Source organism: Melaminivora alkalimesophila (assembly GCF_000282995.1).
Classification (GTDB): Bacteria; Pseudomonadota; Gammaproteobacteria; order Burkholderiales; family Burkholderiaceae_C; genus Melaminivora; species Melaminivora alkalimesophila.
This window is the reverse complement of sequence record NZ_ALEE01000491.1, coordinates 1-205: the sequence shown is the minus strand read 5'-3', so window position 1 is coordinate 205 and position 205 is coordinate 1. Positions and strand designations below refer to the sequence as shown.

At 77.1% G+C, this 205-nt stretch carries 1 protein-coding gene; it reads left to right on the top strand.

Going from position 1 to position 205, the window contains the following annotated elements; genetic code table 11:
* Positions 1-72 precede the first annotated feature (72 nt).
* On the top strand, positions 73-205 hold a 133-nt coding region (locus tag A612_RS17925; protein WP_277422524.1), incomplete at its 3' end, for a sugar phosphate nucleotidyltransferase.

Genomic DNA, 205 nt, shown 5'->3' with positions numbered 1-205 from the left:
GGCAGGCGCCCCCGGACCGGCCGCACCGCCCATGCGGTCTTGGCCTGCCGCCATGCCCTACAGTGCGCGTCCATGCCTTCGCCCGACCGCCCCGCCCTGCCGGAACCCGCTCTGGTCCAGCCCCCCGCCATGCTGCTGGCCGCCGGTCGCGGCGCGCGCATGCGCCCACTGACTGACACCACCCCGAAGCCGCTGCTGGCGGTGC